This window comes from Pseudohaliea sp. (assembly GCF_054552115.1).
Map to the genome: position 1 here is coordinate 19,700 of NZ_JBTOLW010000012.1, position 21,968 is coordinate 41,667.

A 21,968-nucleotide genomic window follows, 5' to 3' on the forward strand; every position below is an offset into this window, starting at 1 on the left:
GGGATCGCCAAAGTTCAGGTCGGAGCAAAGAAGCCCCTCAACTACATGACTAAGAGCTTAGAACATAGAGCGGCATAGCAATCGACGAGTGGCCTGTCAGTATTTCTTACAGTAAGCAATGTAGCAGTGTCGCCTTGAAATTATAACTTGTTGTTTTTTATTTATTTTTTTAGTAAAGGCACGGCTCTGGCATATCACTTGATGAAGCGACGCTCAGAAGCGTTGAATAAGGTGTAGCCTGCACATCTCAAGGAGACGTAGTCATGTTATCAATGAAAAAAGCCCTTGCATCGGCGGGCTTGGTCAGCAGCATGGTGTTTGCGGCTGGGGCAAATGCCGCAATCATTCCGTTTTGGTTGGCGCCTGGGGGCGACGGTTCCGTGCTCGGTGTAGAATACGAGCGTCTTACTGTAACGGGCGGCGTTACTGTAGATGTGACGGGGTTCACCTCGCCAACGACCTATACGTTTGAGCAATCCGCTATTTTCGACGTTACCGGCGCAGCTGATCCTTTCGGTTCTCTTTGCTTCCCGCTTAACCTGGGTGGTGAATGCCAATTTGAGGCAAGGTTGAGTAACGCTGTGGGGGAGGCAGACCTGCTCGATGGTTCTGCTACCTTTACCGGAGGCACCATTTCACTTGTCGACACTTGGAATAGCGATTTCGAGATAGCCAGTTTCGATATCGACGACGGAGGCGTTGGTATTGACAACACGGGCGTCCCGCTTCCGACTGGCAACAATGAATCGAGTATCATTGCGCTCCCAACGTTCTTCGCAAATGACTACTTCTTTTTTGACTCTGGCGCCACGGACGACTTCGGCGACGAAGACTTTGGATTTGGTCCCGGCCTCCGTCCTACGACGCTGAATATCAATCTGACGCTGTCTGATCTGCAAACCACGCCTGGCCAGGCAGAGCTTGAAGACGGCGCGCAGCTTGAGCAGATTACCTTCGTAGCGGATGGCTCGGCGAGATTCGAAGAGGTGCCTGCTCCCGCGACTTTGGCTCTCTTTGCACTTGGGCTTCTTGGCGTAGCCGGAACTGTAAGGCGGAAGTTTAATAGCTAAAGCCTGGGGCCGTTGCGCCATCATCTCAGAAGCACTCCGTTAAGTAAGGCCCCCTTTTTCAGGGGGCCTTTTTTGTTCCTCAACAAGGTTATGGAAAATTCGGCAGCGGCAGCAGGTCTTCCAGCTTTAGTCATCTGTCATTAGACTTTGACGTTTACAGCTTCGACCGCCTGGGGCGCAGCCAGCTTGAAATCAGTCATCAAGACTCTCGCACGCTGGACCGCTAGTCTGTTTGTCTTTCCCTTGGTAGCGCTTGACTACGCATGCCCCCCATACGGCGGGGATGGACGCTTCACCGCGTTCATGCAACTTTTCAGTCAGGTACCAGGCAAGGCAGGCAGCTACTTACGTATTGCACTTTGCCGTTTTACCCTTGTCGGTTGTGACAAAGACTGTTTCATCGGCTTCGCCACCCTCTTCTCCCAGCGCGACACCGTCATCGGCCGCGGCGTCTACATCGGCCCCCAGTGCAACATCGGCGCCTGCCGCATCGGCGACGACACGCTGATCGCGAGCGGGGTGCACATCATGAGTGGGACCGGCCAGCACCGCTTCGATGACCTCGCCATCCCGATCCGGGACCAGGGCGGGGAGTTCGTGCCCGTCAACATCGGGCGGGACTGCTGGATCGGCAACGGCGCGCTGATCATGGCGGATATCGGTGATCACTGCGTGATCGGGGCGGGCTCCGTGGTGACCCGGCCCATCCCGGACTATGCCATCGCCGTCGGCAACCCGGCCCGGGTGGTACGCTCCCGGCTCGATGAAGCCAGCGGTGAACAGGCGCCGCAGCCGTGACAGCGGGGGCCTGATGCCGCGCGCGAAGCCGGTGCCCACGGACGGTTACCAGGTTGAGTGCCTTGCGGAGCGGGCTGCCACCACCCTCGAGGCAGACTGGCGCCGCCTCGAGGCGGAGATCGCTCCCCCTCCCTTTCTGCGCTGGGACTGGTTCAGCACCTGGCTCGCGCAGCAGGGCGGGCGGGCACTGGTGGTCAGGGTGCACCAGGGGCAGGCGCTGGTCGCCCTCGGGGCCTTCGGCCTCACCGCCGAGCGGCGCCACGGGGTACTGCGCTCGACCGTCGCCTCGCTGCACCAGGGCGGGAATCCGCGGGACGACCAGGTCTGGGTGGAGTACAACGGCCTGCTGGCCCTGCCCGGCCATGAGACGGCGGCTGCCGACGCGGTGGTAACGGCGCTACTGGCCTCCGGCCGCTGCGACGAGGTGCACCTGTCCATGGCGCCTGCAGAGCAGGCACTGCCCGGCCACCGCCACGGCCGCGTGCTCCAGGAGATTCCCGGCTTCCTGCGCGACCTGGGTGCGCTGCGCGACCTGGGCAAGGATGTGCTCGAGGGCCTTTCCGGCAACACGCGCTACCAGGTGCGCCGGTCCCTCCGCCGCTACGAAGCGCGCCACGGGCCCCCGGCCGTGGAAGCGGCACGGACTCTCGACGAGGCCCTCGCCTTCTTCCACCGGGCGGGCAGCTGGCACCGGCAGCGCTGGCACGACAGCGGTTTTGCCAACCCGGCCTTCGTGTCCTTCCACGAGACCTTGCTGAAACGTGGGTTCGGTCACGGAACGGTCCAGCTTTTTCGCGTAACCTTCGGCGAACATGTGATCGGCGTGTTCTACTTTCTGATCGGGGAGCGGCGGGCCTATTTCTACCTGCAGGGCGTCCCCGGGGAGGAAGACGGCAGGCTGAAGCCGGGGCTCACCGGCCACTGCCTGTTGATGCAACACTTCCTGGAGGCCGGGTACGACAGCTATGACTTCATGGGTGGCGACAGCCAGTACAAGCGACAGCTCGCAGACCGGCGGCAGGATTTCATCATCCAGCGCCGGCACAACGGCCACTGGCGCTTCCGCGCCGAAGATGCGCTGCGGAGGCTGAAACAGCGATGGCAGAGAACGCGGGGCTGAAGGCCGCCGGCTCGCTTCCCGGGGATCTGCGGGCGACACCGCAGCTGTGGCCCCTGCTCGCCGTGATGCTCGGCCTGCCGCTGGTCTTCGCCGGCACGACCCTGTCCATGGCCCGGGTGTGGTGGAGCAACGAGACCTTCACCCATGGCTTCCTCATCCTGCCCATCAGCCTCTGGCTGGTGTGGACAAACCGGGATCGCCTGCGTGCCCTGCGGCCGGCGCCGGACCTGCGGGCGCTGTTCCTGCTGGTACCGCTCCTGGCTGGCTGGCTGCTTGCGACGGCCGTGGACGTCGCCGCGGTGCGCCAGCTCGCGCTGGTGGCCATGATCCCGGTGGTCACCTGGCTCGCCTGCGGCGGCGCCCTGCTCCGCGCACTGCTCTTTCCGCTGCTCTACCTGTTCTTCGCGGTCCCCCTCGGCCAGGGCCTTATCCCCCCCATGATGGAGCTGACCGCGGACATGACCGTGGAGCTCATCCAGCGCTCCGGCGTGCCGGTGTACCGCGACGGGCTGAGCTTCGCGCTGCCCAGCGGCAACTGGTCCGTGGTGGAGGAATGCAGCGGCGTGCGCTACCTGATCGCGTCCCTGGCCCTTGGCACGATCTACGCCTATCTCACCTACTACAGCGCCTGGCGCCGGGCTGCCTTCATGCTCGCCGCGCTGGTGGTGCCCATCATTGCCAACGGCCTGCGCGCCTACGGCATCGTCATGATCGGCCACCTGAGCGGCATGAAGTACGCCGTGGGCGCGGACCACCTGCTCTACGGCTGGGTGTTCTTCGGCCTGGTGATGTTCCTGCTGTTCTGGCTGGGGAGCTTCTGGCGGGAGGCGCCGCCCCCCACCGCCGGTGGCGCCGACAGCGCCGGCGACGCCACGCCGGGTGCTCCGCCACCGCGCCGCAGCCTGCGCGCGGCGGCCCTCGGCCTCGCGGGGCTGCTGCTGTTCAGTGCCGGCAGCACGGCGCTCCTGCGGCCGCCGCCGGCCGACACGACCGGCGAACTCCCGTCCTTACCCGCCCTGCCCGCATCGGCGGCCTGGGAGCGGCAGCCCGGCAGCGCGACGGGCTGGACGCCGCTGCTGCAGGACCCCGCCGCGCTGCTGACGGCGAGCTATACCGGCCCCCGGGGTCCGGTGGATCTCACCGTCGGCTGGTACCCGGTGCAGCGGCCCGGGGCCGAGGCTGTCTCCAGCCTCAACCGGCTGACGGACCCCTACGAAGGCGACTGGAAGCTCGTCGCCCAGCGCACGGTACGCGCCGGCGACGAGGGCCCCGCCGTGGCGGAGGCCGAGCTGCTGCGCGGGAGCGAGAAACTGCTGGTGTGGCGTTTCTACCGCCTGGGGGCACAGCTCGCCGCCGATCCCTACCGGGCCAAGCTCCGGGAGGCCTGGGGCGCCCTGCTCGGCGGCCGGCACGACGCGGCCTTCATCACCCTGGCCACACCCTGGGATGCGCCCCGCGAGGTGCTGCGTGCCCGCCTCGCCGCATTCTGGGCCGATGCGGGGCCCGCTCTGGCCCGCCAGCTCGACGCCTCAGCGACAGCGCCCTGAAGCGCGATGGCAGCGGGCGAACAGCAACTGCCGGGGCCGGCCCTGACCGTGCGGGAGGAATCCGGCCTTCCCCTTCGCGACCGCCTGCTGCGCTTCGGGCTGCCGCTGCCGCGGGGTTTCTGCCGCGATCCGCGACGCCTCGCCCTTTTCCGTGACGGCGCTGCCGCCTCCGTCCCCGCCACCTTCCGTCCAGCAGCCCTCTGGCCGGACCACAGCCTGAAGTGGTGCCAGGTAGAGCTGTGCGCCAGCCTCGGGCGCGGCGAAACACTCGGTCTCGCCGTCGGGCTCGCCGAACCGGCACCGCCCCCGGTGCGGGAAGCCTCCCCGGTTGCCGCCGATGCGCGGGGGCTGACCGTGACGCTCCCCACCGCTCAGCTCGTGGTCGACACGCGCCGCTTCCGCGGTGTCGACATCCGCCTCCCCGGGGTGGGCAGGCTGGCGGGCTGCTTCCGCCTGCGCCTCGCCGATGGCAGCACGCCGCTGCCGGTCGTGGACGACTGCGCGCACCGCACCCACGGCAGCGGCGCGGCCGAGGCCGTCACGGTCACGGTCGCCGGCCACTGGCCCGTGCCCGGCCGCGCTGCGCCGCTGCACTTCCGCCTCCGCCTCGTCGCCGAAGTCACCAGCGGTCACGTCACCTTTGACCTGCGGCTGCACAACCCGGCGCGCGCCGCTCACCCGGGCGGCCGCTGGGACCTGGGCGACCCCGGGTCCGTCCACCTGGCCGAGCTGGCCCTGGGCTGGCAGGGCGTGGAAAACCGGGAAACGGCACTGCGCCTGGCACCCGGTGCCCCCTGGCAGGCCACCGGCGGCCGGGTGGATCTTACCCAGTGGTCCAGCGGCGGCGACCACTGGTCAAGCCCCGTTCACCGCGATCACAGCGGCGCCGTGCCCCTCCCGCAGCGGGGCTACACGCTGGCGCTCGGCGGCGTGCCGGCAGGCACGGGGGACCGGCCGGACCCGACGATCCGCCTTGCGGACGAACGCGGCGAGCCCCGCCTGGCCGCCCGCCTGGAGGATTTCTGGCAGCGCTTTCCCTCGGCCCTGCGCCTGGCGGACGGTGAGCTACTGCTGGCGCCGGTACCACTGCGGGCGGGGCAGGCGGAGGAGCTGCAGGGCGGGGAGTGCCTGGTCCGCCGCGGTGCCCTGCTCCTCGGCTCCGGCGCCGGCGAGGCCGTCTTCAGCGCGCCGCAGGTCACCCTCGATCCTTCTCACGTGGCCCGCTGCGGCCTGGCCGAGCTCGGCAACCCCGGCCTCGTCCACCCGGCCCTGGCGGCCCTGGTCACGGGGGCGGCCGAGGGCCCGGAGAGCTTTTTCGCCAAGCGCGAGATCATTGACGAGTACGGCTGGCGTCACTTCGGCGAGCTGTACGCGGACCACGAGAACGACATCCACCCGCCGGGGACGGCCCTCGTTTCCCACTACAACAACCAGTACGACCCGCTCTTCGGCTGCCTGCGCCAGCACCTGTTCACCGCCGAGCCCGCCTGGGCGCGCCTGGCGGCGGACCTCGCCACGCACATCGAGGCCATCGACATCTACCACACCAGCGAGGACCGGCCGGAGTACAACCACGGCCTGTTCTGGCACACGGACCACTACCTGGACGCGGGCACGGCCACCCACCGCGCCTACTCCCGGCTGCAGCCGGCGAACGCCTACGAGGACCACGCCGGCGGCGGCGGCCCGGGGGGCCAGCACTGCTACACCACGGGGCTCCTCTACCGGTACCTGCTCACCGGCGACGAGGACGCGCGCGCGGCCCTCTACGGGCTGCGCGACTGGATTACCCGGGTCTACGAGGGCGGCGACACCGTCGTGGACCTGCTCCTGGGCCTGCGCAATCGCGGCCGCCGCGACTTGAGGCACCCGCTTAAAGACCAGTACCCGCTGGACCGGGGCACGGGCAACTACCTGCAGGCGCTCCTGGACAGCTACTACCTCGACCGCGCGCCGGCAACGCTGGCGCAGGTGGCGCGCATCATCCGCCGCACCCTGCACCCGGCCGAAGACCTGGCCGGGCGCCGGCTCGACGACGCGGAGACCAGCTGGTACTACACCGTCTTCCTCCAGGCCCTGTGCCGCTTTCTCGCCGTCAAGGTCGAAGAGGGCCAGCAGGACGCTGACTTCCTCTACGCCCGCGACTGCCTGCTCCACGTCGCCGACTGGATGCTGGACCACGAGGCCCCGTACCTGCACCGGCCGGACAGCCTCGAGTTTCCCAACCAGACCTGGACCGCGCAGGATCTGCGCAAGGCCACGGTGCTGTACCAGGCGGCGCACTTCAGCCCCAGGGACCCCGCGCCCTACCGTGAGAAAGCGGGGGAGTTCGTAACCTACGTGGCCGCCACCCTCGAGGCCGAGCCCACCCGGCACTACACGCGCATCCAGGCCCTGCTCCTGCAGAACCTGGTGCCGACCGTGCCCCTGCCGTCGCCGGCCGGGCAGAACCCGCCCCGCGGCGAACACGGCGCGCCGCCGCGCCACGGCGCCCTGCGGCAGGCGGCCGAGGCGCTGCGGCTGGCGCTGCGTGCCGTCTCGCGCCTGCGCCCGGCTGCCGAGCGCGCGGCCCTGCGCTCGCGGTTGCCCGCCGGCAGCGGGGAGGAGCGGCCGTGAGCGCACCGGCCGTGAGCTTCGTCATCCCGCACAAGGGCCGCGAGAGCATGCTCCGGGATACCCTCGCGAGCATCGCTGCGCAGCGGGAGGCACCGACTTACGAGATCGTTCTGGTTTCGCAGAACCCGGCGCTGGAGCCGGCCACGGAGGCGCTGCTGGGCACGCTGCCGGCGCGCGTGCTGCAGCGCCCCGGGGAGGAAACCATCGCCGCCCTGCGCAACGCCGGCGTCGGCGCCGCGCGCGGCGAACTGCTCGCCTTCCTGGACGCCGACGTCGCCCTGGCCGGGGACTGGCTCGCGACGCTCGCGCCCCTCCTCGAGGCGCGGGAGGAGGTCGCACTGGTCAGCGCCAGGCAGGAGAACGGGGCGAACGCGCCGCCGCTGGAACGCATCCGCACGGCCCTGGCCAATGCCGGCGTGGACGGGCCCGTGACCTTTCTCCCCGGCCGCAACCTGCTCCTGGCCCGGGAGACCTTCGAGCGCGCCGGCGGATTCCCGGCGGAGCTGGTCACCTGCGAAGACTACGTGTTCACCGAGCGCGTGGCGGCCCTCGGCGAGCTTTGCTACACGAGCCGCACGCACTATGTGCACCTCGGCGAAGACAAGGCCTACGGCGCCATGTTCCGCAAGGAACTCTGGCGCGGCCAGTCGAACCTCGCCTCGCTGAAAGGGCGCGCCATCCGGCTCGCGGAATGGCCGAGCTTCCTGGTGCCGCCGGGGGTGACCGGCCTCGCCCTTGGCGGCGCCGGCGCCGCGCTTTTCGGCCAGGGGGCCTGGGCCGCGGCACTGCTGCTCGCCGCGGCACTGCCGATTGCCGTTTATGTGACGCGGCTCTACCTTCTCGCTGACAAGGCCATCCCCCTGCCCTATATACTCGGGTTCTATTGCTACTATTTTCCGGCGCGCGCCCTGGGTACGGTGCTGGGCGTGGTCAACCGGGTAAAGACGGATTCCCACCAGCGATGAGCAGCGACCGCCTCAACGTGCTCCAGTTCATCTGCCCCACGGGCTTCTACGGGGCGGAGCGCTGGGTACTGGCCCTCGCGGCCTACCTGCCGGAGAGCGTCCGCTGCGACCTCGCGGTCACCCGGGAGGCCGAAAACCGGGACCTGCAGCTGGTGCGCGAGTATCGCGAGGGCGGCCTCGGCGAGGTCTTCGAGCTGCCCATGCGCCACCGCTTCGACACCCGCGTCATCGGCGAGCTGGCCGCGCTGCTCGTGCGCCGCGGCGTCGACGTGATCCACACCCACGGCTACAAATCGGACATCCTCGGCGTGCTCGCCGCCCGCCGCGCGGGCATCCCCTGCCTGGTGACGCCGCACGGGTTCGAGAATGCGCGGGACCTCAAGCTGCGCCTGTTCATCTGGGCGGGCTGCCGCGCCCTGCGCCATGCGGATGCGGTCGCGCCGCTGTCACGGCAGCTCTGCGACGACGCCCGCGCCGCCGGTGTCGCCGAGGCGCGGCTGCACTACATCCAGAACGGCGTCGACCTCGGCGAGGTGGAGGCGGAGCGGCAGCGCCCGCGCCCGGCGGTGCCCGGCGGCAAGCGCCGCATCGGTTTCATCGGCCAGCTGATCAGCCGCAAGAACGTGGCGGAGCTGTTGCGCATCTTCGACCGCCTCCACCGCGAGCGCGCCGGCGACGTGGAGCTGCTGCTCCTCGGCGACGGCGAGGAGCGGGCGGCGCTCGAGGCGCAGGCGGCGACGCTCGACGCCCGGGAAGACATCCACTTCCTCGGCTTCCGCGAAGACCGGCTGGCGCTCCTGCACAGCTTCGACCTCTTTGCGATGACCTCGACCCTCGAGGGCATCCCCCGCTGCCTCATGGAGGCCTGCGCCATGGGCGTGCCGGTGGCCGCCTTCGACATCCCCGGCATCGATCAGCTCGTGCGCCACGAAGAGACCGGCCTCCTCGCCGCCCCCGGCGACAGCGATACCCTCGCCGGCCACTGGAACCGGCTGCTCGACGATGCCGCGCTCGCCGCCCGTCTCGGTGAAGCGGCGCGCGCCTTCGTGCACGCGCACTACTCGGCACAGCGCATGGCCGACGAGTACACGGCGCTGTTCCGGCAGCTGGCCCGCCCGGGCGGAGAGCGCGCCGCATGACCGGTGCCCGCCACAGGCCCGACCTCGTTTTCGTGCTCTCCATGGACACGGAGGAGGAGTGGGACTGGTCCGGCCCCTTCCCGCAGCGGGATTTTTCCGTCGCGAACGCAGACCGGCTGCCGGCCTTCCAGGCCTTCTGCGATGGGCTCGGCATCCGCCCCACCTACTTCGTCGACTACGCCATGGCCGACGACCCCGCCGCGTCGGCGCAGCTGCGCCCGATCATCGACAGCGGTCGCTGCGAGGTCGGGGCGCACCTGCACCCCTGGGCCAACCCACCCTATTACGGCGAGACCGGCGAGTACGAGTCGCACGTGGTCAACCTGCCCCTGGCGCAGACCGAGGCCAAGCTCGAGGCGCTGCTGGAGCGACTGCGGGGCGCCTTCGGTGTCGTTCCGAATGCCTTCCGCACCGGGCGCTGGGGGATCAACGGCGAGATTCTCGAGCTTCTGCGCCGGAAGGGTTTCGGCATCGACTCGAGCATGTACCCGTTCTTCCGCAACGCCTACTTCGACTGCGAACAGACGCACCTGCAGCCGTACTGGCCGGACTTCGACGAGCCCGTGCGCCCGGGGCGACAGCGCGACCTGCTCGAGTTCCCGGTGACCGTGGGCTTCAACGGCACGGACCCGGCGCGCATGCTCGCCCGCTACAAGGCCGTCTCGCGGCCTGCGCTCGAGCGGCTGCGGCTCGTGGGGCTGTCCTGGCACACGCGCTTCGTGCGCAAGCTCTACCTGAGCCCGGAGGTGACCTCCGGCCGCGACATGCGCCCGCTGGTGGACTTCGCCCTCGCCAACGACAACCCCATGCTGCACATGTACCTGCACTCCTCCAGCCTCATCGACCACGGCACGGGCCTGATCGAGGCGCCGGGTGCCATGGACATCATCCAGCGCAACATCGAGGAACTGCTGGCCTACGCCGGCACGCGCGCCAACCTGACCTTCTGCACCCTCTCGGAGGCCGCGCTCCTCATCGACCACCGCGTGGGCGTGGCGGCCTGAGCCGTGGAACTGCGCGCCGCCACCGCAGGCGACCGGGAGCGCTGGGACGGCTACCTGGCGCAGCACCCCCTGGCCACGCCCTACCACCGCTTCGCGTGGAAAGAGGCGCTCGAAGCCGCCTACGGGCTGCGCACGGCCTACCGGCTGGCGGAAATCGATGGCCGCGTGGCGGGCGTGGCACCGGCAGCCCGCGTGCCGCACCCCCTGGGACGCGGCGTGCTCTGTTCCCTGCCCTACTGCGACCGCGGCGAACCGCTCGCCGATGCGCCGGGGCTTGCCGAGGCCCTGGTCTCCGGCCCCGCCGCGCAGCGCGGTCGCAGCGGCGCCCGCTGGCAAGTGCGGGGGACCGCCACCGCCGACGACCGCCCGGCCCCGGGTGAACCGCCCCCGGGGCGCAAGGTGCGCATGCTCCTCGACCTGCCCGCAAGCGCCGAGGAACTCTTCGACGGCTTCAAGGCCAAGCACCGCAGCCAGATCCGCAAGGCGGGAAAGAACGGCCTGGCCGTCTCCTTCGGCAACGACCCGGCGCGGGTAGCCGCCTTTCACGCGGTCTACGCCAGCAACATGCGCCAGCTCGGCTCACCGCCGCACACGCTGCGCTGGTTCCAGGCGATAGCGACGGCTTTCCGCACAGACTGCACCGTCGCCCTCGTCCACCACGGCGACAGCGTCATCGGCGGCGGGCTCGTGCTGCGCCAGGGGCCGCTGGCCGCCATCCCCTGGGCCTCCACGCTGCGTGCCCACAACCGGCTGGCGCCGAACATGCTGCTCTACGGGGAGATCCTCGCGCGCTGTATCGAGCAGGGCTGTGCCCGCTTCGACTTCGGCCGCTCGACCGTCGGCGAAGGCACCTACCGCTTCAAGGCACAGTGGGGCGCGCAGCCGGTGCCCCTGCGCTGGTACACCCTGCCGGCAACGCCGGGCCGCGACGAGCAGGCGGCCGGCGGGCCCGGCCGCCTGCGCGGCGTGGCGGAGGCCACCTGGCGGCGCCTGCCCCTGCCGGTGACGGTCGCCCTCGGCGGCCGCCTGCGCAAGTACATCAGCCTCTAGGCGCGGCCATGTGCGGCATCGCCGGCTTCACCCGCTTCCATCAGTCCCTCGGCGACGAGGCGACCCTCGACCGCATGGCCGATACGATTCGCCATCGCGGCCCGAACGCGGGCGGCAGCTGGCTGGCGGAGCAGGTGGGCCTGGCACACCGGCGCCTGAGCATCATCGACCTCTCCGCCGCCGGCAACCAGCCCATGCACTCCGCGGACGGCAAGCTCGCCATCGTCTTCAACGGCGAGATCTACAACTTCCAGGCCCAGCGCGACGAACTCGCCGCCGCCGGCTACCGCTTCCGCACCGGCACGGACACCGAGGTGATCCTGGCGCTCTACGCCCGCGACGGCGTGCGCTGCCTGGAGCGGCTCAACGGCATGTTTGCCTTCGCGCTCTGGGACGCGACCGCGCAGCGCCTGTTCCTGGCCCGGGACCGGCTCGGCAAGAAACCCCTCTACTACACCTTCCTGGACGGTGACATCGCCTTCGCCTCGGAGCTGAAAGCGCTCCTGACCCTGCCGCAGGTGCCCCGGCGGGTGCGTACCGACGCGGTCTACGACTACTTCGCCTACCAGTACGTGCCGGACCCGAAGACCATCTTCGAGGGGGTGTTCAAGCTCGAGCCGGGGCACTACCTGGAAGTGGACACCGGCGGCGCGAAGGCCACGCGCTACTGGGACATCCCCGGCGCGGTAAGCGGTGCGGACGACGAGGACCGCATCGCCGAGGCGCTGCGCCAGCGCATCCACGCCGCCACCCGGCGGCGCATGGTCGCCGACGTTCCCCTCGGGGCCTTTCTCTCCGGTGGCGTGGACTCGAGCGGCATCGTCGCGGCCATGGCGCAGCAGAATCCGCCGGGGGCGCCGCCGATCACCACCTGCGCCATCGGCTTCGCCAACGAGCGCTTCGACGAGACCGATTACGCCCGCCGCGTGGCCGAGCAGTACCGCACGACCCACCACGAGCTGACGGTGGAAGCGAACGTCCGCGACAACCTGCGCGCCATCGCACGCTTCTTCGACGAGCCCTTCGCGGACCCGTCGCTGGTGCCCACCTTTTTCGTGTCGCAGCTGGCACGGGAGAAAGTCACCGTGGCCATCGCCGGCGACGGCGGCGACGAGGTCTTCGCGGGCTACGAGAAGTACGCCATCGATGCCGTGGAGAACCGGCTGCGGGAGCGCCTGCCCCGGTGGCTGCGCCGCGCCCTGGCGCCGCTCGCCGGGCCGCTGCGCCTGGTGCCGCTGCGCCTGTGCCGCCGGGCGGCGACGCTGCTGCACACGCTCGCGCAGAGCCCCGCCATGGGCTTCTACCTCTCCAACGCGCAGATCACCGACGGCCAGTGGCGGCGCCTGTGCCGGCGCCGCACCCGCGACAGTCTCGGCGGTTACCACCCGTCGCAGCTTACGCTCGACGCCTATGCGCGCTCCGGGGGCCCGGACCACCTCGCCCGCATTCTCTACACCGACTTCAAGACCTACCTGCCGGGGGACATCCTGGTCAAGGTCGACCGCATGAGCATGGCCAACTCGCTGGAGGTGCGTGCCCCGCTGCTGGACTACACCCTGGTCGAGCTCGCGGCCCGCCTGCCCTCGAACCTCAAGCTGCGCGACGGCGAGAAGAAGTACATCCTCAAGCGCGTGTTCGAGAAAGACCTGCCGGCGGATATCCTGTACCGGCGCAAGATGGGCTTCTCCGTCCCCCTGGCGGACTGGCTGCGGGGGGAGCTGAAGGAACTGGCGGAGGATGCCCTGTTCAACTCCCCCGCCGGGATCCGCGACTACTTCAAACCGCGGGCGGTGCGGCGCCTGTGGCGGGCGCACCAGCGCGGCCGCGCCGACCACAGCACGGTGCTGTGGAGCCTGCTGATGTTCCAGCTGTGGTGGGATGCCTACATGCCCGCCGAGCCACCGGCAGCGGAGGGCCCCGCATGAGCGCCCGCATCCTGCACGTGACCTTCGACATGGGCATCGGCGGTACCGAGCAGGTCATCCGCAACCTGGTGCTCGCCGCTGACGCCAGCCGCTATGCGATGTCGGTCTTCTGCCTGGAAGCGCCCGTGGGCGCCTTCGGCGAACGCCTGCAGGCCGCGGGCATCGACGTGACCGCACACGGCCGCCGACCGGGGCTGGACGGCGGCCTGGTGCGCGCCCTGCGCCGCCACCTGCGCGAGCAGCGCATCGACCTCCTCCACTGCCACCAGTACACACCCTGGGCCTACGGGGTGCTGGCCGCGCTGGGCACGGGGGTGCCGGTGGTATTCACGGAGCACGGCCGCTTTCACCCGGACCGGCGCAGCCGCAAGCGGCGCTTCGTGAACCCGCTGCTGGCGCGGCGCACGGCTCGCGTCACGGCCATCAGCCAGGCCACGGCCCGCGCCCTCGTAGACTACGAATACCTGCCCGCGGGGCGCGTCGAAGTCGTTTACAACGGCATCGGCGAGCTCGACGTTCCCGCGGAGACGGCCCGGGCCGCCCGCGAGCGCTACCACATCCCGCCGCAGGCGCCGCTCCTGGGCACCATCGCCCGCTTCGACCCGATCAAGAACCACCCCATGCTGCTGCGCGCCTTCGCGCAGGTGCTCGGTACGCAGCCGGACGCCCGGCTGCTGATGGTCGGCGACGGCCCGGAGCGCCCGCGTACGGAGGCGCTCGCGGCTGAGCTCGGCATCGCGGACCGGGTGGTGTTCACCGGCTTCGAGCCGGAACCGGCGGCGCTGCTCGCGGCCATGGACCTGTTCCTGCTGCCGTCGCTGAGCGAGGGCACCTCCATGACCCTGCTCGAGGCCATGGCGCTCGGCAAGCCGTGCGTGGTCACCGACGTGGGCGGCAACCCGGAGATCGTCATCGACGGCGAGACCGGGCGGGTAACGCCGAGCGACGATGCCGGGGCCTTCGCCGACGCGCTTACCGGCCTGCTGGCCGACCCGGCGCGGCGCGAGGCCATGGCCGGGGCGGCAAAAGCGCGTTTTGCGACCGAGTTCACCAGTGCCCGCATGGCCGAACGGTACGCTGCCATCTATGATGACATCCTGGGGGAGGGGAAATGACACCATGGACCGCGATGCAATCATCGAGGTGATCTTCGAGGCCATTGCCCTGGGCAACCAGGCGCGGCCGGACGACGCCCAGGTGCCGCAGGCCGAGGACACGCCGCTATACGGCGAGGAAGGCCACCTGGACTCCATGGCCCTGGTGAGCCTGCTCATGGACGTGGAGGACGCCCTGCTCGAACGCGGCCACAGCGTGAGCCTGAGCGACGAGCGCGCCCTGTCCGCGACGCGCAGCCCCTTCCGCAGCGTGGCCACGCTCGCGGATTACACCGTCGACCTGCTCAAGACGCCGTGAGCCGCCGCCCGCCATGGCACCCACGAAACCACCGCGCACCCTGCTGATCACCGGCACCAGCCGGGGCCTGGGCCGCGCCATGGCCGAGCACTTCCTCGCCGCCGGCGAGCAGGTCATCGGCTGCGCCCGCTCGGCGGGCGACCTCGCGCACCCGGCCTACCGCCACGAGACCCTCGACGTCGCCGACGCCGCCGCGGTGGGCGAGCTGTTCACCGCGCTGCGCCGCGAGGGCGTGGCGCTGGACGGACTCATCAACAACGCCGGCATCGCGCGCATGAACGCCTTCGCGCTGAGCCCCGTCGAGAGCTACGACGCGATCTTCGCAACCAACGTACGCGGCACCCTGCTCTTCTGCCAGAAGGCACTACCGCTGCTGCGCCGGGCACCGGCGCCGCGCATCGTCAACTTCAGCACCGTGGCGGTGCCGCTGCAGCTCGCCGGCGAAGCCCTCTACGCCGCCAGCAAGAGCGCCGTAGAGACGCTCACCCGCATCATCGCCCAGGAATACGGCGCCCATGGCATCACCTGCAATGCGGTGGGGCCCTCACCCGTGGATACGGCGTTGATCGCCGGCGTGCCGAAGGACAAGCTCGCCACCCTGCGCAAGCGGCACGCCGTGCGCGCGGCGGCTACGCCCGCAGACGTGTTCAACACCGTAGAGTTCTTCCTGCGGCCGGAAAGCGCGCAGGTCACGGGCCAGGTGCTCTACCTGGGGGGGCCGGCGTGAGCGCTTTCTTCTTCGAGGCCCTGGCCCGCGGCGGTGACGGCCCGGCGGTGCTCGCCGGGGACCAGGTCACCACGCACCGGGCCCTGCAAGACGCCATGCTTGCCGCCGAGGAATGGCTCGCCGCACAAGGGCTGCCGCCGGGCAGCGTGGTCTCCTTCGACGGCGACTATTCGGCGCCGGCCATCGCCCTGTTCCTGGCCCTCACCCGCGCCGGCGCCATCACCGTGCCCATCTCCGCCGACGCGCGGCCGCAGGCCGACAGCTTCCGCGAGATCGCCGAGGTGGAGTACCGGGTGGACATCGAGGAGGACGGCTACCGGCTGCACGCGACCGGGCGCGAAGCCTGCCACCCGCTCTACGCGGACCTGCGCGGGCGCAGCGCGGCCGGGCTGGTGCTGTTCTCCTCTGGCTCTACCGGGCAGAGCAAGGCCATCGTCCAGGACATGGGCCGGCTCCTCGGCAAGTTCCGCCGGCCGGGCAAAGCCCAGCGCATGCTCATCTTCCTGCAGCTGGATCACATCGGCGGCGTCAACTCGCTGCTCTACGCGCTGGCCAACGGCGGCACGCTGGTGCTGGCACCGGACCGGGCGCCGGAGACCGTGGCGGCGACCATCGCCCGGCACCGGGTGGAGCTGCTGCCGACGTCGCCCACCTTTCTTAACCTACTGCTGCTTTCCGGCGCCCACGAGCGGCATGACCTGTCGTCGCTGAAGCTGGTGACCTACGGCACGGAGCCGATGCAGGCGAGCACCCTGGCCGCCCTGCACGCCACGCTGCCGGCGGTGAAACTGCAGCAGACCTATGGCCTGTCGGAGGTGGGCATCCTTCGTTCGCGCTCGAAGGACTCGGGGTCGCTGTGGATGCAGGTGGGCGGCGACGAGTTCGAGACACGCATCCGGGGCGGCACGCTCTGGATCCGCTCCGAATCCGCGATGCTCGGCTACCTGAACGCGCCCTCGCCCTTCGACGCCGACGGCTTCATGGATACCGGCGACGTGGTGGAACAGGAGCGCGACTGGCTGCGCGTGCTGGGCCGCAGCAACGACCTGATCAACGTCGGCGGCAGCAAGGTGTACCCGGCGGAAGTGGAGAGCGTGCTGCTGGAGCTCGAGGGTGTGCGCGACGTGGTGGTCTACGGCGAGCCGCACCCGCTCACCGGGGCGGTGGTGGCCGCGCGCTTCGAACTGGACGCGCAGGAAGAACCGGCCGCGCTCAAGGCGCGGGTGCGCCGGCATTGCCGCGACCGGCTGCCGGCCTGGAAGATACCGGCGCGGATCACGGTGAGCGAGGGCGCCCTCTACGGCGCGCGCTACAAGCGGCTGCGACGCGCCCCGGCCGGCGCCGCCGCAGAAAACGCCACGGCGCCCGGGCAGGAGTCCTGCTGATGCGCACCGCGGTCAAGCAGGCCCTCAACCTCGCCAGCCAGCTGCTGATGCTGCCGCTGGCGATTCCCTGCTGGGCCGAGGACCGGCTCAGTGACGGGCGCAGCGAGACGCTCTTCAACATCTGCACCCAGGCCGTCGCGCTGCTGCCGGGCTTGCCCGGCGTGTTCCTCCGCCGCGCCTTCTACGCACTGACGCTGGAGCGCTGCTCGCTGGAGAGCCACATCGGCTTCGGCACCGTGGTCTCCCACCGCCAGTGCTGCATCGGCCACCACGTGTACATCGGCAGCTACGCGCTAATCGGCTCGGCGGACATCGGCGAGCATTCCCTCCTCGGCAGCCGGGTGAGCATTCTCAGCGGCGAGGCGCTGCACGTACTCGAGAAAGACAAGGGCCGCTGGAGCCCGTTTAAGCCGGAACGGCTGCAGCGTATCCGCATCGGCAGTAACTGCTGGATCGGAGAGGGGGCGATCATCGTGGCCGCGATCGGCGAAGGCTGCATGGTCGGCGCGGGGTCGGTCATCACCAGCGAAGTCCGTGCCGGGGTGATGGTGGCCGGAAACCCGGCGCGCTTCGTCAAAACGCTGGTCGAGAAACCATGAGCACGGCCCCTGCTGTGTCCGCGCGACAGGACTTCATCGACTGGCTGAAAGCCAGCGGCATGGTGCTGATACTGATCGGGCACGTGGTCGGCGGCCCGGACGCGCTGTTCAACGTGGTGAGCGTGCCCGTGTACAGCAAGCAACTGGGCGTCGCTTTCTTCGTGTTTGCCACGGGCTGGGGCCTCGCCAACGACCGGCGAGCGCGGCTGCGCGCCGCGTTCAACCGCGCCTTCCCGGTCTACTTTTTCGGCCTCCTGTGCGCCCTCGCACTGAGCGCGATCTACTGGTTCAGCAAGGGCACGATCAACAAGAGCAACTACCTGCCGTTGCTGGGGGGCGTGAACGTGCTGTTCAACTTCTTCCCCGCCAACCCGACCACCTGGTACATCGGCACTTACCTCCACCTGCTGGCCTTCTGGCTGTGGCTGGGGCCGCGCCGGGTCACCCCGCTGCACCTGGTCCTGGCGCTGGTGCTCGAGGTGTGCGTGCGCGCGTTTTTCCTGGGCCTCGAGCGGCCGTTCACCGGTTACATGCTGCTCACCAACTGGCTTACGGTCTTTCTCCTTGGCCAGTACCTTCGCGACCTGTCCGACCGCCCGGGTGCCGTGCGGGCAGCCATCGTCGGCGCCCTGTGGCTCGCCGCCCTCGCCCTGTGGCCGCGCCTGTTCGCCGCGCTGGAGTTCAACGGCAGCTTCCCGACCCGCCTCCCGGCGGTGGCGCCCTCCCTCGCGCCCTGGCTTGCCTCGGTGATGGTGAGCGTTGTTTACCTGGGCAACACGCTGCTCGCGCTCTGGCTGTTCCGCGCTGTGCCCTGCAACGGCCTGGTCCGCTTCGTCGCCCGCAACAGCCTGCTCATCTTCATCCTGCACATGCCAATCATTTACGCGCTGTCGCCAGCCGTTTACGGACTCGCGGATGAATTCTGGGCCCAGCGCGCGCTGATGGTGGCCCTGCTGTTGCTGACCATCGGCCTGTTTTCCGAGGTAGTACACCGGGCCATCGATGTCACCGCCTGGCGCGATCGCTGCTGGCAGGTGGCCACGGCTCGGACGAACCCGAAGCCTTTGGAGTAGACTGCTGCCATGCGCCTCCTCAAGCAGCCGTTGCTCAGGCTCTTCAATCGCTTCCTGCAGCATCCCACGGTACAGGCGGAGCTGGATCGGCAGTTTCGCCTGCGGGTTCCGACGCCGCCGCCCCTGCGCAATCACCCCTCGCCCTACCGGGATCTCCTTGAGCCCGGGGCAGAACGGCACACCGCAGCAGGCGCAACGCCAGTCTCCGCCGTGTTCATCAGCAGCCGCTTTCGCAGCGGCTCGACATTAACCCGGAGATCGTCCTCGACGAAGAGACCGGGCGGGTCACGCCGAGTGACGACAGCGAGACCCTCGCCGAGGCGCTCATGAAGCTACTCGCCAACCCAGCTGGCCGGGCCGCCGTGGCAAACGCCGCCACATCGCGGTTTGCGGCCGAGTTAACCAGCGGCCGCATGGCCGAACGCGATGCAACGCTCTATGCTGATGCGTTGGGGGGAGGAGACTGAATACATGGAGTACCAACACTTCATGCAAATAATTTTGAACGCCATCGACATCGGTAACCAGGCGCGTTGCGTTGGCGCCGACTTACGGCCACACCGACTGTCTGCCCAGCCGCGAAAAGGCACGCCGCAGATAATCCATCGCCCTTGCCGCGGCGGACGCCTGCGCATTATCCACCAGCAGCACTCGGGCGCCGTCGCGGGCAGCGGCTAGCTCACAGCGGGCGCGACGATGAAGGAGCAGACGTTGGCGCAGAAGGTGATGAACAGTTCCGCGCTGCTCGTTGCCCTCAAGCTGATCCACCGCTCCTTGGGGCTGGTCAGCACAATCATCCTCGCCCGACTGCTGACGCCGGCGGATTTTGGCTTGGTAGCGCTTGTCTCGATCACCGTGTACTTCTTCGACGTACTGTCGAGCGCCGGCAGCGACCAGTACATCATTCGTAGAGCGGAAGTATCCCGGGATGATCTAGATACCGCCTGGACCATCGACCTGCTTATGAAGCTCACGCTCTGGCTGCTGCTTGAAGCCATCGCACCGTGGTTCGCACAGTTCTTCGGCGAGCCCCGCCTCAGCAACGCCCTGCGCGTGGGTGCTTGCGTGCTGCCGATCAATGCGCTGGCCAGCGCCCGTCTCAACCTCCTCAAGCAGGGGTTCGAATACCGCGGGATCTTCGCGCTATCAATCGCCCAGCGGCTGCTGACCTTCGCTCTCGTTATTCTGTTAGCCTACATGCTGCGCAGCTACTGGGCGATGATCATTAGCGACATTGCCGCCAGCCTATTCTTTACGCTAGGCTCCTACGGGGTCGCGCGGCACCGCCCGCGTCTGACGCTGACGTGCGCGACAGAACAATGGGCATTCTCGGGCTGGCTGCTGCTGAAGAGCGTTGTCGGCTATACGCGCTCACAGATCGACACGTTTTTCATATCTAAACTGTTCCCCGCCACCACCCTCGGGCAATACCAACTGGCCCGAGAGATCGTGATGCTGCCGGCGCACACGCTCATCGCACCAGCGAGCGACCCGCTTGTCGCCCTCTTCCGTCATTCCCGAGAAAGCCCCGAGCGGCTCGCGCAAGACCTGCGCCTAGCCCAGCTAGCCACCGCGCTCGTGGTCTTCCCAATCGTCGGTTTCCTCATCTGCTTTCCGAGCCCAGTAATCAGTGTGCTGCTCGGCAGCCAGTGGGCTGAAGCCGGGGCGATGATACAGGCGTTATCCCTATTGCTACTGTACTTCAGTTTCTTTGTGCTCTACGAGCAGGCACTCATAGCCGTGGGGCAAGTCAGCGTCTTGTTCACGTTGGACGTGACTGGGCTCTTGCTGATCGTTATTGGACTGCTCGGCGTGACCGGGGCCTCACCTTCAGAAATCGGTCTTACCCGTGGCGCAATTGGCACGCTAAACTTGATTCTGATGGTCTGGGTGGCGCACCGTATGCTCCGTTTGCAAGCGGCAACTCCATACATAGGCTTTGCCATTACATCCGTAGCCGCCGCCACAGCAGGTACAACGACATTAATGACGGGTATCATAGCTACGCGTGAAAGCAATGACCTGGCCAACCTGCTATTGGGCGGAGGGCTCTATGCCGCTATCTATTTGCTTGGTATCTTCATTTACTTTGTGACGTCTAGCCTCCAAGACACTAACGGCGATGCCGCTAAACTTCTTGCTCGCGGTGCCGCAGGTTGGCCAGCAAAAAAAACACAAAAGGCTTCAATGTGAACGCTAGATACCGAACCATGCAATAGGAGCCTCCTCCTGCTTCACTCATTGCAACGAGTATAGTACCCATGCTTATCCACTGGATCAGACGAATCTACGATATATCGCCTCCAATGCGCTGAGTCTGAAATTTTCGGGTTAGTTGAAACAAGTTCATTGCTGTGGATTTAAAGTAAGAATGAAAAAAATCGCCATCGATGCAAGATTTCTCACAAGGAAGCAACGAGGCATGCCTGCCTATGTCTCAAAATTGTGTTCCATGATCCCTAAACAAATGCCTGATGTGAAATTCTACCTACTGATCAACAAGACCTATGAGCACAACGACAATGAGGAAAATTACAATCCAAGGCTCGAGGCACTCTCGTCAATCGGCAATGTTGTTATCCAAAACATCGAATCTGACGGCGAGCAGCTGTGGGAGCTATACAAGCTACCCAGATTTTTACGAAAAGCACGAATCGACGTCCTACACATGCCGACTAATCGCGTCTGTATGCTAACCTCGAAGAAACAGATAACCACAGTTCATGATTGCATGGAGCTTAAATATATCAAAAAAAACCACGGTATTCCGAAAACTGGCAGCCTCAAAAAGAAATTCTACCATTGGCGAAAACAAGTATACATAAAGCTCAACTACCGGTACGGCGTGGCTCGAAAAGCCAATAGGATCATCACGGTCTCTCACCACTCAAGGGAGTCAATAAGTGACCTGCTTAAAGTAAAAGCATCGCACATTACTGTTTGCAGACACGGAATGCCGGATGGATATGATGCGAATACCCGAAAGCCTTTAGCCCTAAGAAACGGTGTATTAATGCTCGGCGGGGAAAGCTTTCAAAAGAATTGCGAGGCCTCTGTAGCCGCCTACGCACAGCTTGACGAATCAACACGGCAAACTCATAAATTGACAATCTGCGGCTTTACCCAGCAACAAGATTCACTGATTCTTCGCACGATCAAACGCTACGGTATTGAAGATGACGTGGAACTGCTTGGCTGGGTTAGCACTGAGAAATTAGCATCTTACTTTTCGTCTTGCAGAGCGTTTCTCTTCGTTTCACGCGAAGAGGGATTTGGTTTTCCCTTGCTTCAAGCACTACACCTTGGTACCCCAACCGTAATTTCGGATGCCGATGTACTCACTGAAGTCGCAGGCGACACCTACCCTTGTGCGCCTGTAGATTGCGTGAACTCTATGAGTGAGCTATTGAGGGCGTACTTGAATGACGACGGCCTGTGGAAAAAGATAAGCGCTCAATCGATTGACGCATCTCAGAGGTTTTCCTGGAACGAGTCAATCAAGACTCATATTGAGGTGTATAGGTCGTTGCTGTGAGA

The 21,968-nt window shown here is 67.3% G+C and carries 18 protein-coding genes; all 18 read left to right on the forward strand.

Translation table 11 applies throughout. The annotated features are described in order from the left end of the window. The first annotated feature begins 263 nt into the window (after positions 1–263). Positions 264–1,070 (forward strand): PEP-CTERM sorting domain-containing protein, encoded by an 807-nt coding sequence (locus tag ACX93N_RS07845; RefSeq protein WP_459427849.1) that lies wholly within the window; start codon positions 264–266, stop codon positions 1,068–1,070. A 303-nt stretch (positions 1,071–1,373) separates the two neighbouring features. Continuing rightward, positions 1,374–1,868: an acyltransferase gene (locus ACX93N_RS07850; RefSeq protein WP_459427850.1), complete on the forward strand. Its 495-nt coding sequence runs from the start codon at positions 1,374–1,376 to the stop codon at positions 1,866–1,868. 13 nt (positions 1,869–1,881) lie between these two features. After that, a complete protein-coding gene (locus ACX93N_RS07855) occupies positions 1,882–2,988 on the forward strand; it encodes a GNAT family N-acetyltransferase (protein WP_459427851.1) in 1,107 nt (368 codons plus the stop codon). Further along, complete coding sequence (gene xrtA, locus ACX93N_RS07860) at positions 2,967–4,535, forward strand: exosortase A (RefSeq protein ID WP_459427852.1); 1,569 nt, start codon at positions 2,967–2,969, stop codon at positions 4,533–4,535. The genes ACX93N_RS07855 and xrtA overlap by 22 nt, the downstream gene beginning before the upstream one ends. A gap of 6 nt (positions 4,536–4,541) precedes the next feature. Beyond that, positions 4,542–7,151 carry an RIFT barrel domain-containing protein gene (locus ACX93N_RS07865; protein WP_459427853.1) on the forward strand — a complete coding sequence of 870 codons (2,610 nt, stop codon included), beginning with the start codon at positions 4,542–4,544 and terminating at the stop codon, positions 7,149–7,151. Next, the gene (locus ACX93N_RS07870) at positions 7,148–8,116 is read left to right on the forward strand and encodes a glycosyltransferase family 2 protein (protein WP_459427854.1); all 969 of its coding nucleotides are present in this window, start codon (positions 7,148–7,150) and stop codon (positions 8,114–8,116) included. Before ACX93N_RS07865 ends, ACX93N_RS07870 begins: the two co-directional genes overlap by 4 nt. Beyond that, positions 8,113–9,255, forward strand: coding sequence for a glycosyltransferase (locus ACX93N_RS07875; RefSeq protein WP_459427855.1), 1,143 nt, complete (start codon positions 8,113–8,115; stop codon positions 9,253–9,255). Before ACX93N_RS07870 ends, ACX93N_RS07875 begins: the two co-directional genes overlap by 4 nt. Continuing rightward, positions 9,252–10,259 carry a polysaccharide deacetylase family protein gene (locus tag ACX93N_RS07880; RefSeq protein ID WP_459427856.1) on the forward strand — a complete coding sequence of 336 codons (1,008 nt, stop codon included), beginning with the start codon at positions 9,252–9,254 and terminating at the stop codon, positions 10,257–10,259. The genes ACX93N_RS07875 and ACX93N_RS07880 overlap by 4 nt, the downstream gene beginning before the upstream one ends. Before the next feature lie 3 nt (positions 10,260–10,262). Continuing rightward, positions 10,263–11,309 (forward strand): GNAT family N-acetyltransferase, encoded by a 1,047-nt coding sequence (locus tag ACX93N_RS07885; protein WP_459427857.1) that lies wholly within the window; start codon positions 10,263–10,265, stop codon positions 11,307–11,309. Positions 11,310–11,317: 8 nt separating this feature from the next. Then, a complete protein-coding gene (gene asnB, locus ACX93N_RS07890; RefSeq protein ID WP_459427858.1) occupies positions 11,318–13,234 on the forward strand; it encodes an asparagine synthase (glutamine-hydrolyzing) in 1,917 nt (638 codons plus the stop codon). Next, complete coding sequence (locus ACX93N_RS07895; protein ID WP_459427859.1) at positions 13,231–14,349, forward strand: glycosyltransferase; 1,119 nt, start codon at positions 13,231–13,233, stop codon at positions 14,347–14,349. The genes asnB and ACX93N_RS07895 overlap by 4 nt, the downstream gene beginning before the upstream one ends. A 4-nt stretch (positions 14,350–14,353) precedes the next feature. After that, entirely contained in the window at positions 14,354–14,647 is a 294-nt protein-coding gene (locus ACX93N_RS07900) for a hypothetical protein (protein ID WP_459427860.1), read from the forward strand. 13 nt (positions 14,648–14,660) lie between these two features. After that, positions 14,661–15,374, forward strand: coding sequence for an SDR family NAD(P)-dependent oxidoreductase (locus tag ACX93N_RS07905; protein WP_459427861.1), 714 nt, complete (start codon positions 14,661–14,663; stop codon positions 15,372–15,374). Continuing rightward, positions 15,371–16,759 carry an ANL family adenylate-forming protein gene (locus tag ACX93N_RS07910; RefSeq protein WP_459427862.1) on the forward strand — a complete coding sequence of 463 codons (1,389 nt, stop codon included), beginning with the start codon at positions 15,371–15,373 and terminating at the stop codon, positions 16,757–16,759. Before ACX93N_RS07905 ends, ACX93N_RS07910 begins: the two co-directional genes overlap by 4 nt. Continuing rightward, positions 16,759–17,358, forward strand: a complete 600-nt coding sequence (locus tag ACX93N_RS07915; protein ID WP_459427863.1) for an acyltransferase — start codon at positions 16,759–16,761, stop codon at positions 17,356–17,358. Before ACX93N_RS07910 ends, ACX93N_RS07915 begins: the two co-directional genes overlap by 1 nt. After that, positions 17,355–18,431 carry an acyltransferase family protein gene (locus ACX93N_RS07920; protein WP_459427864.1) on the forward strand — a complete coding sequence of 359 codons (1,077 nt, stop codon included), beginning with the start codon at positions 17,355–17,357 and terminating at the stop codon, positions 18,429–18,431. Before ACX93N_RS07915 ends, ACX93N_RS07920 begins: the two co-directional genes overlap by 4 nt. A 696-nt stretch (positions 18,432–19,127) precedes the next feature. Next, entirely contained in the window at positions 19,128–20,624 is a 1,497-nt protein-coding gene (locus tag ACX93N_RS07925) for an oligosaccharide flippase family protein (protein WP_459427865.1), read from the forward strand. Between the two features lie 178 nt (positions 20,625–20,802). Next, on the forward strand, positions 20,803–21,966 hold the full coding sequence (locus ACX93N_RS07930) for a glycosyltransferase family 4 protein (RefSeq protein ID WP_459427866.1): 1,164 nt from the start codon (positions 20,803–20,805) through the stop codon (positions 21,964–21,966). The last annotated feature ends 2 nt before the right edge of the window (positions 21,967–21,968 follow it).